Source organism: Polaromonas sp. CG_9.5 (assembly GCF_035984465.1).
Classification (GTDB): Bacteria; Pseudomonadota; Gammaproteobacteria; order Burkholderiales; family Burkholderiaceae_C; genus Polaromonas.
Genome location: NZ_JAXCHR010000029.1, coordinates 20518 through 29695, shown reverse-complemented (window position 1 = coordinate 29695; position 9178 = coordinate 20518). Strand labels below are relative to the sequence as shown.

Here is a 9178-nt window from a genome sequence, read left to right as displayed (position 1 = left end):
AAGAGTGTCTTTTCGCATGTTCGAGGCAAAGTCAGGGAGCCTACCAGCGCGGCAGCCTGCTCATTCGGCTGCAAGGGAATTTATGCAACAACGCCAGGCGGGCAACCGTTCGTTTTTCAAAAGCACTGTTTGAATTTGAGGGTGTAATTCAGCAATGTCTGATCTCAACCTGTCAACAAGACCAGAATAATCATTATCTACATATGGCCCGTTATTTAAAGCAGTTCCGCATATTAAATCTTCAAAGCTAATTGAAATATCTTTAACTAAATTTCTGCGAAAAAATTTTATTTTTTTATTTCTAATAATTGGAATAGTTTTTAATTTTGAAGCTGAAATTTTTTTATTCAAGCTACTTCTCCTATCATTTTCACGAATAACATTCTAATTTCAGTCCAAAATTAACGAAATAATTTATAGTAAATTTACTAAAAATTGACTTGCTAGAGAATTGCATTTTTTATCCATATAAATTATTACATGGATGCATATTCTTATTTAATAAATCCGCACTACTGTTGATTCGCAAATTGATTTAAATAAAAAGATTTTTTAAATAATATTTTTATTTAAAACTCCCAAAAATCTTTACGGCACAAACCGCGTGCTGCGCAGTAGTCGCAGGCTTTGCCTTCACCCAGCGCGGGCAGCGCGTGCCCTTGGGCAATGCGCGCCATGTCGTCCAAAATGCCGTCGATCAGCGCATCCCGCTGGGCGACGATCTCGGGTTGGTCGTAGGTGCGGGTCGGCTCTTTTTCACCCAGATTCACGTAGGCCGCCGCCAGCGTGTCGTCGGCCGTCAAGGCGGCATAAAACGCCAGCTGCGAGTCTTCAAGCCCGTTTTTGATGCGCTCGGCGGTGGTGGTGCGCGGCTCGGTTTTGTAGTCGATCAGCAGCAAATCGCCGTCCGCCTGCCGATCCATGCGGTCGATCTGGCCGACCAGCGTGAGGTGGCCCAGGGGCATTTCGCGCCAGATTTCAGCCTGTTCAAAACGCGCGCCGGTCGCCTCATGCGTGACCAGCCAGGCCAGGTAGCCGTCGCGCACCGGCCCCCAGGCGGCGGCATACGGCAGAAATTCGCTGTCGCTCAGGCCAAGCGCCTGCGTGGCATGCTCTGCTGCTTCATTAATCATCGCTACCCGCGCTGGATGGTCTTGCGTGGGGGCCGCTTTTAAGGCTTCATGAAAGGTACACAGCAGGCTGTGCAGCCAGTTGCCGAAATCGCGCTTGCCCAGTTCGCTTTCCAGTTCGTCCGACTCTTGCAGGCCCAACTGGCGCAAGGCAAAAAAGCGGTAGGGGCAGCGGCGCAAGTCGCCATAACTGCTGGCCGACAGCTTGGTTACCGGCAAAGCTTGGCCGCTTGGCAGGGGCCGCAAGGTGGCGCAGACAGGCACGGCGCGAAGCTGGCGCGGGTCAATGGCTTCTTCTTGCGCCAGGCTGCGCGTCAGCAGCAGTTCCTGCACAAAGCCGCTGGGCATCAGGTGCTCACCGGCTTCGCTGGTGCGCCACAGCAAATCAACATGCGGCAGCCGCAAGGCATACGACCAGGCCTGCCGGGCCACGCGGGTGGCGTCTTCGCGCGACGGCAAGCCGAGTAATTCGCGCTGGCTGGGCGTCCATTGCCCGGCCGGGTCGGGCGACACCGGCAAACGGATTTCATCGCAGCCGGGCAGCACCACGGCATGCGCCGTGCGGCCCAAGAGTTGGGCCAGCGGCAAGATCACCACCTGCTCGACCGCCGGATGTTCGGGGGAAAAAGTCTCGGCTTCGAGCGCTTGGTTGGCCCAGCTGGTAAAGGCATTGAGCGTCATGACCGGCGCGTCTTCAAATTCGCTGTCGGCGCCCTCGTGCAAACGCAGCACGTCCAGCACCCGCTGACCGGCTTCATCCAGCGTCAGCGGTTCCCACTGCCCGGCCGACTGCAGCGCGGCGCGCAAATCACGCAGCCATGCAGCCAGCGGACGGGGGCGCGTCAAGCCCGCGCGCAGGGCGTTGACCTGCCGCGCCAGAAGCTGCGCGGCGGCCAGCACGTCCAGCGGCGACGTGGGCAAATCACGCCAGGCGCGCACACCGAATTTGCGCATTTCGGTTTCAGCGGCCGTGACTGCGCTGGCCGCAAAGACGGGTGCGTTTTTCAGCCAGTCGATCACGGCGTCGGTCGACACGTCCCAGGGCAAGGCGCGCAACAGGCTCATCAACCCGGCGGCAGCGCGCGCGGTGGACAGCTTCCAGCCGGTTTCATCGCGCATGGCTATGCCGCGTTGGGCGAGCATGGCGGCTGTGCGCCGGACGAGCTGGCGGTCTTGCGCAATCAGCGCGACCGGGCTGCGCCCGTGCGCCAAGTGGGCCAGCACGCAGGCGGCGGCGCGGCTGGCTTCGTCTTCGGCGTCGAGTGCAGCATGCAGCGACGGCACGGGCGGCGCCACGGCGTCGAGCGCTTCACCGGCAAGGCAAAGCGCAATCGACACGGCGCGCTCGCCAAAATGCTTTTTCAGGGCGTCCGTTACCGGCTCTGACTGAAAACCCTCAATCACCACCAGCAATGCCGGTTCAGCCATAAACAGCCGGTCCGTGGCATAGGCGGAAGCCGCCACCCAGGCCAGCGCAATGCGGCTCACGGCAGCTTCAAGCGCCAGCACCGGCGAATCCAGCCCCACGCCCAGCGCTTCGGCGACCGATTCGCTCCACGCCTGACGCTCGGCGGGCAACACGGCGGCAGCCACGCGGCCCAGGCTCCAGGCTGCTTCCACCAGCCGGCCGGCCAGCGCTTCCTGCTGCGCGGCCAGTCCGGCCTGCCCCAGCAGCGAAGCGGCGGTCAGCATGTCGATGGACACATCCATGTGCAAATCCACGCCTGAGGGCGTAAACATGCCCAGCGTTCCGCCCTGGCTGCTGGCCCAGTTCATGGTGGTTTCAAAACGCGGAACAAAAAAGGTGCTGCCCGCGCTTTCGGCCCAGGCCTGGCGTGCGTGCTGGATCAGCTGCGCATAGGGAAGCAGCACCACGGCCTCGGCGGGATGAAGCCCGCGTGACGCAATGACCTCGGTGAGTTGTGCGATGACTTGCCGCCAGCTCCGGGCGGAAAGGGTTTGAGACGAATCGGCAAGAGGGTCGGAATCAATACTGGTCATGACGAACTGGAGTTTTAGCGATGATCAAAAATGGCGGGTTAGCTGCCGCAAGGGATTCGCTATCGGCAAGATAGCGGGGCAGCAACGATCGCACCCTTGGTTTCTGCCACAATAACCGAAGCTTTTGCCTTGCCTTATATCGTAACCAGACCAAGGAGCCGTCATGGCCAATGAACTGATCAAACACACTACCGATGCCACCTTTGATGCCGACGTGCTGCAATCCAAAACCCCCGTGCTGGTGGATTACTGGGCCGAATGGTGCGGCCCGTGCAAGATGATTGCGCCGATTCTTGACGACGTGGCCACCGGCTACGAAGGCAAGCTGCAGATCGCCAAAATGAATGTCGACGAGAACCGCGAGATTCCCGCCAAGTTCGGCATTCGCGGCATCCCTACGCTGATGCTGTTCAAGGACGGCCAGCTGGCCGCCACCAAAGTCGGCGCGCTGAGCAAATCGCAGCTGACCGCATTCATCGACCAGCAACTGGCTTGAACGTTATCGCCGGAAGCCTCTGCCCGAGTCTTCCGGCTTTCTGGACTTTTTCTTCTTCATCTTTTCAGGGCAGTTCCTTGCCAATCAGCGCGTTTTGAACGGCACCACATCAGCCGGTCACACCGCGTAACCCCCAGTTTTCCAGTCTTTATTTCCTGTCATAATGCTCCGTGTTCACCCGTCGGCTGCTGCCGGCAGGTTCGATTCCCGGTTTGTCAGCCCTCCAATCCAGAGCGGTTTCTTTTCAAACCTCCCCCGTTTTCCTAAATCAACTCCGCGAGGAGTCATCCCATGCACTTAAACGAACTCAAGGCGCTGCACGTGTCTGAAGTCCTCAAGCAGGCAGAAGCCCTTGAGATCGAAAACGTTGGCCGTATGCGCAAGCAGGAATTGATGTTCGCCATCATCAAGAAACGCGCCAAGACAGGAGAAACCATCGTTGCCGATGGCGTGCTGGAAGTGCTTCCTGACGGTTTCGGTTTCCTGCGCGCGCCCGATTCGAGCTACACCGCCTCTACAGACGACATCTATATCAGCCCGAGCCAGATCCGCCGCTTCAACCTGCATACCGGCGACATGATTGAAGGCGAGGTGCGCACGCCCAAAGACGGCGAGCGTTACTTTGCGCTGAACAAGCTCGACAAGATCAACGACGGCCCGCCTGAAGACAATAAGCACAAGGTCATGTTCGAGAACCTGACGCCGTTGTTCCCGCGCGAGCAGTTCAAGCTCGAACGCGACATCAAGGCCGAAGAAAACCTGACCAGCCGCATCATCGACATCATTGCGCCTATCGGCAAAGGCCAGCGCGCTCTGCTGGTGGCGCCTCCAAAGTCCGGCAAGACAGTGATGATGCAGAACATCGCCCACGCCATCGTCGCCAACTACCCCGAAGTGGTCATGATGGTGCTGCTTGTGGACGAGCGGCCGGAAGAAGTGACCGAAATGCAGCGCAGCGTGCGTGCCGAAGTTATTTCCTCGACCTTTGACGAGCCGGCTGCGCGCCACGTGCATGTGGCCGAAATGGTGATCGAGCGCGCCAAGCGCCTGGTCGAGCTCGGCAAGGACGTCGTGATTTTGCTCGACTCCATTACCCGCTTGGCCCGCGCCTACAACAACGTGCTGCCTTCGTCTGGCAAAGTGCTGAGCGGCGGCGTCGATGCCAACGCGCTGCAGCGGCCCAAGCGCTTTTTCGGCGCCGCCCGCAAGATCGAGGAAGGCGGCAGCCTGACCATCATCGGCACTGCGCTGATCGACACCGGCAGCCGCATGGACGAAGTGATTTTTGAAGAATTCAAAGGCACCGGCAACTGCGAGATCCACCTGGACCGCCGCCTGTATGAAAAACGCGTGTTTCCGGCCCTGAATCTGAACCGCAGCGGCACCCGCAAGGAAGAGCTGCTGCTGGCGCCTGAAATCCTGCAAAAATCACGCATCCTGCGCCAGTTCATGTACAACATGGACGAAATCGAATCGATGGAACTCATGCTGAAAAACATGAAGGCCACCAAAAACAACCACGAGTTCTTCGACATGATGCGCCGGGGTGGGTAACCCTGTGGTCATTTAATGTGATAATCGTGGGCTTCATGGAAAGTGCCTGGAAATGGTCCGGGTGGCTACCAAAACAATGAAAAAGGAATTGATCATGAAAACAGGCATTCACCCCAACTACCGCGAAGTTTGCTTTTTGGACTTGTCCAACAACTTCAAATTCGTGACCCGCTCTTGCGTCAACACCAAAGAAATGGTGAAAATGGAAGACGGCCGCGACTTGCCACTGTACAAGCTCGATACGTCCAGCGAATCGCATCCTTTCTACACTGGCACACAAAAATCCGTGGACAACATGGGTGGCCGCGTTGAGCGCTTCCGTAACCGTTTTGGCAAAACAACCGCCAAAGACGCAGCGCCTGAAGCGGCTGCTGCACCGGTCGCTGCCGAATAAGCTGAAAACGTTCTTAAACGCTTTCACTGGTCGGTAAAAGCAGCCTGAAGTTCAGGCTGCTTTTTTTTCGCCAAAATTTGTTATGTTCTGAGGGCGCTGCGTCAAATCAAAGCGGCAACCATTGCCCAGGCTTTTCCATCATCAATTCCGTTGTTTTGAACAAACCATCTCCTGCCATCATTGCCCAGTCCGCCGTGCGCCGCCTGCCGCGCTGGGCGCTGCTCATCTTTTGCGTGGCGTATATATTGCCCGGATTTTTGGGACGCAGCCCCTGGAAAAATGAGGACATCGCGGCCTTTGGCGTCATGCGCGAACTCGCCTCCGTTGCGGCCAACTGGCTGCAACCGCAATTGCTCGGACAGACGACGGGTTTTGATGCGCTGGTTCCTTATTGGCTGGGGGCCATCGCCATCAAGGCGCTGCCTTTTCTAGACCCGGCGGCGGCTGTCCGCATTCCTTTTGTCATGCTGCTGACGCTGACGCTGCTGGCCACCTGGTATGCCGTTTATTACCTGGCCCGCAGCCCGCAAGCCCAACCGGTCGCGTTTGCCTTTGGCGGCGAAGCCGACCCGGCAGACTATGCCCGCGCCATCGCCGATGCGGGTGTGCTGGCGCTGATTGCCTGCCTCGGTCTGGCGCAGTTTTCCCACGAAACAACCCCCGCGCTGGCACAACTTGGTTTTACCGCGCTGGCTTTTTATGCCATGGCCTCCAGCCCTTATCGCCAGGCCACCCAACTTGTCGGCCCGGCCCTGGGTTTGTTGGTTGGCATGGCAGGTCTGGCGCTGAGCGGCGCGCCGACGCTGGCGTTGCTGCTGGGCATCGGTGGCGCACTGGTGGAATCGGCGCACATGCGCTGGGGCCATTCGGCCAATGGCGCAGACACTGGCAGCAAACAGCACTCCTGGCACTGGGTGCTGCTGATTGCGGGCATCACGCTGGGCGTTGCATTGCTCAGCTTCGGGCTGGACTTGTGGCGCTGGCGGATTGAGTTGCCCGGCGGCCAGGGTCAATCGGCGTTAAGCGACTGGCGCAGTCTGGGACGCTTGCTGCTGTGGTTTACCTGGCCGGCACTTCCGCTGGCCTTGTGGACGCTGTGGCGCTGGCGGCGGCAACTGGCCAGCCGCCATGTGGCGCTGCCATTGTGGTTTGCGGGCATGGCCATTGCCTCGACCCTCACCACCACTGCCTCCGACCGCAGCCTGCTGCTGAGCCTGCCGCCGCTGGCGACCCTGGCAGCCTTTGCACTGCCCACACTCCAGCGCAGCGTGACTTCGCTGATCGACTGGTTCACGCTGCTGTTTTTCACGACTTGCGCCTTTGCCATCTGGGTGATCTGGATTGCCATGCAAACCGGCGTTCCGCGTCAGCCGGCAGCCAACGTGGCCAAGTTGGCACCGGGTTTTGAGCCCAGCTTTTCGCTGATTGCCTTTGTCACGGCAGTGGCTGCCACAGTGGCCTGGGCCTGGCTGGTGCGATGGCGCACGGGTGCGCATCGGGCGGCCATATGGAAATCCCTGGTACTGCCTGCAGGCGGGACTACCTTGTGCTGGCTGCTGCTGATGACACTGTGGTTGCCATTGCTGGACTATGCGCGCAGCCTGGGGCCGCTGTCGCGCCAGGTCGCCAGCCTGGTCGACAAAAAATCCTGTGTTGAAATCTATGGCATCGAGAGCGCACAGGCCGCCGCCTTGCAGTACCACGGCCAGCTTGAACTGCGCCCGGTCAGCCCGCAGTCCAACTGCCCCTACCTGGTGGTAGATGTCAACGCACAGGCCAGACTGAGCAGCGTCGTGAATTTGCCAGACTGGGCGTTCAAGGCCACGGTGCGCAAGCCCACCGACAAAACAGAAAACATGCTGATATTCAAGCGGGTCAGCCCCTACATGCCAGCCACTCTCCCGCGACTTCCCTAAGAAATCCCGGAAATTCCGGACACCCAGCCGGCTTCTTTTCAAAAGCCTTGAAGCCGCTATTCGATACAAAGAAACCATGCCAACATTGAACGTACGCAACACCCGACTCGAAGACATCGACGCATTGGTGCGCTTGCAAACTCTGGTCTACCCAAGCATTGACGCCTGGGACCGCGACCGCGTCGCCCATCAGATTGAGGTCTTTCCAGAAGGCCAGTTTGTCGCCTTTTACGGCAATCGCCTGGTCGGCTGTGCCAGTTCGCTGGTCATCCTCTGGGATGAATGGGCAGAAGAGCACACCTGGGACGAGATCACGGCTTCAGGAACCTTCGATACGCACACAGTGGAAGGTTTCACCCTCTATGGAGCCGAGGTGTTTGTCTCGCCAAAACTGCGCGGCAAACGGGTCGGGCATGCGCTGTATGAAGCCAGACGCCGCGCCTGCAAGGCATTGAACCTGCGCCGCATCATCGCCTGTGGCAGGCTGCCCGGCTATCACGCGGTCGCCGAGCAGATGGCTATAGAGTTTTACGCACGCAAGGTGCTCTGGGGAGATATTGCCGATCCGGTGCTGAGTTTTCAGTTGCGCGAAGGATTCAGGTACTGTGGGATCATGCACAACTACCTTCCTGACGACAAGGAGTCGCATGGCCACGCCTCACTGATCGCGTGGATCAATCCCGACTACGATGCGTCCCAACCCACCAAGCTGCAACTGGCGTTTGCCGCCACACAGGAAACACTGTCATGACCACCACTCCCCCAGCCCACATTCACGAACCCAAGCCGATCAGCGTGCGCATCGCGGCAGTCCAATATCTGCTGCGGCCCATTCACGACTGGAGCGGTTTTGAAAACCAGGTACGTTTCGTGATGAAAGCTGCCGGCGACTACAAGCCGCAGTTTGTTTTGCTGCCTGAGATATTCACCACGCAATTGCTTTCCTTCATGGACACCACCGACCTGTATCAGGCGGTGCGCAACATGAACGACTACACCGCGCGCTACATCGAGCTGTTCAAGGAACTGGCCATGGAGTGGAAGGTGCACGTGATTGGCGGCAGCCATCCCACCATACGCGATGGCAAGCTGCTCAACACAGCCTACATGTTCACCCCAGAAGGCAAGGTATTTACCCAGGACAAAATTCATTTGACGCGCTGGGAAAAAGAAAAATGGAAAGGCGATCCGGGCCACAACCTGCAGGTGTTTGACACGCCGCACGGCCGCATTGCCATCCTGATCTGCTACGACATCGAGTTCCCGGAACTCAGCCGCAAGGTCTGCGAAATGGGTGCCGACATTATTTTTGTGCCCTCATGCACCGATGATCGCCAAGGCTTTTTGCGCGTGCGCTATTGCTGCCATGCCCGGGCGATTGAAAACCAGGTGTACGTTGCAGTGACAGGAACCGTCGGCAACCTCCCGGTCGAGGGCCTCGGGCTGCATTACGGCCAGGCGGCCATCATTACACCGTCCGACTTTCCGTTTGCACGAGACGGCATTGCCGCCGAAGGCGTGCCCAACATGGAGCAGATCGTGATCGCCGATGTAGACCTGGGCAAGCTGGTCATGAATCGCGTCAACGGCACCACCATTCCCCTGTACGACAAGCGCGTCGATGTCTACAACAATGACGTGTTGCTCGTCTCCACCCGCTGAAGCCTAGCCAGACAGCACCAGGCCA

The 9178-nt window shown here is 58.5% G+C and carries 8 protein-coding genes; 6 read left to right on the top strand and 2 right to left on the bottom strand.

All coding sequences use genetic code 11. The features are described 5' to 3' along the window. Positions 1–60: 60 nt before the first annotated feature. Complete coding sequence (locus RCH06_RS16215) at positions 61–351, bottom strand: hypothetical protein (RefSeq protein ID WP_327082501.1); 291 nt, start codon at positions 349–351, stop codon at positions 61–63. 218 nt (positions 352–569) lie between these two features. Beyond that, positions 570–3131, bottom strand: a complete 2562-nt coding sequence (locus RCH06_RS16210; RefSeq protein WP_327082500.1) for a PD-(D/E)XK nuclease family protein — start codon at positions 3129–3131, stop codon at positions 570–572. 163 nt (positions 3132–3294) lie between these two features. Here RCH06_RS16210 and trxA point away from each other — a divergent pair, with 163 nt between their 5' ends. From trxA to RCH06_RS16180, 6 genes are all read left to right on the top strand, one after another. Next, positions 3295–3627 (top strand): thioredoxin TrxA, encoded by a 333-nt coding sequence (trxA, locus tag RCH06_RS16205; RefSeq protein ID WP_327082499.1) that lies wholly within the window; start codon positions 3295–3297, stop codon positions 3625–3627. 291 nt (positions 3628–3918) lie between these two features. Next, on the top strand, positions 3919–5181 hold the full coding sequence (rho, locus tag RCH06_RS16200; RefSeq protein WP_036804350.1) for a transcription termination factor Rho: 1263 nt from the start codon (positions 3919–3921) through the stop codon (positions 5179–5181). Between the two features lie 94 nt (positions 5182–5275). Further along, a complete protein-coding gene (locus RCH06_RS16195; RefSeq protein WP_327082498.1) occupies positions 5276–5575 on the top strand; it encodes a type B 50S ribosomal protein L31 in 300 nt (99 codons plus the stop codon). Between the two features lie 155 nt (positions 5576–5730). Continuing rightward, on the top strand, positions 5731–7491 hold the full coding sequence (locus tag RCH06_RS16190) for a hypothetical protein (RefSeq protein ID WP_327082497.1): 1761 nt from the start codon (positions 5731–5733) through the stop codon (positions 7489–7491). Positions 7492–7567: 76 nt separating this feature from the next. Continuing rightward, a complete protein-coding gene (locus tag RCH06_RS16185) occupies positions 7568–8242 on the top strand; it encodes a GNAT family N-acetyltransferase (protein WP_327082496.1) in 675 nt (224 codons plus the stop codon). After that, positions 8239–9153 (top strand): carbon-nitrogen hydrolase family protein, encoded by a 915-nt coding sequence (locus RCH06_RS16180; RefSeq protein ID WP_327082495.1) that lies wholly within the window; start codon positions 8239–8241, stop codon positions 9151–9153. Before RCH06_RS16185 ends, RCH06_RS16180 begins: the two co-directional genes overlap by 4 nt. The last annotated feature ends 25 nt before the right edge of the window (positions 9154–9178 follow it).